Below are 983 nucleotides of genomic sequence, written 5' to 3'. Positions count from 1 at the left end.
TTGAGACCCGCGATCCGAGTGGTGGACAAGATTGCCTGCTCTGACGGGCATCGGGCGTGGATCGCCTGCTCCAGCGCATCGAGTACGAAGCCCGCATGTGCTGTCCGGCTGACGCGCCAGCCGACGATATACCGGGCGAACACATCGATGACGAAGGCCACATAAACGAACCCGGACCAGGTCGCGACATAGGTGAAGTCCGACACCCACAGCCGGTTCGGCGCCGGTGCCTTGAACTGCCTGTTGACGTGATCAAGTGGACAGGGTGCGCCCTTGTCGCTGATCGTGGTTCGCTTCGGTTTGCCACGGATCACGCCCTGCAGGCCGAGATCACGCATCAGCCGCGCGACCGTGCATCGGGCGACTTCAATCTTTTCCCGGCCCAACTGACGCCAGACCTTCCGCACGCCGTAAACACCAAAGTGCTCCGAGAAAACGCGCAGGATCTCAGGTTTCAGGATCTCGTCACGTTTGCTCTGAGCCGATCTGCGCTCTGGTTCACGCCGTTTGCGCAGCCGCTCATAGTAGGCTGACGGGGCGATCTGCAGCATCCTGCAGATCGGCTCGACCCCGTAGGCCTGGCGATGCTCATCGACGAACGCCGTCATTTCCGAAAGGGGCGGTCGAGCTCCGCCTGGGCGAAATACGCTAAAGCTTTCCGCAGGATCTCATTAGCCTGGCGCAATTCGCGCACTTCACGTTCCAGCGCCTTGAGCCTATCTGCGGTCTCGGCCGGAACACCAGCCCGCTTGCCAGTTTCAATCTCGGCCTTCTTGACCCATTCGTTCAGCGTATGCGCCGAACAGCCGATCTTCCCGGCAATCGACACCATCGCCGTCCAGCAAGACGGATGTTCGCCCTCATGCTCCAGAACCAGCCGCACCGCACAGGAACGGACTTCAGGAGAAAACTTCTTCACAGAATTGCTCATCAGACCCTCTTCTCAGGTGAATAGGTCTCCGCCAATCCCGGGGCGGTTCAAA

The 983-nt window shown here is 60.2% G+C and carries 1 pseudogene and 1 other annotated feature; the pseudogene reads right to left on the bottom strand.

Annotation, left to right across the window (positions count from 1 at the left end):
* Nucleotides 1–931: pseudogene (locus GKO01_RS15690) on the bottom strand (IS3 family transposase); the annotation flags it as partial.
* Nucleotides 534–650: a sequence feature (AL1L pseudoknot), on the bottom strand. Its footprint overlaps the pseudogene before it by 117 nt.
* Nucleotides 932–983: the final 52 nt, after the last annotated feature.

The sequence above is a fragment of the Gluconobacter kondonii genome (genome assembly GCF_002723995.1).
GTDB lineage: Bacteria > Pseudomonadota > Alphaproteobacteria > Acetobacterales > Acetobacteraceae > Gluconobacter > Gluconobacter kondonii.
Note: the sequence above shows the minus strand (reverse complement) of the source record. Positions and strands in the feature narration are given on the sequence as shown.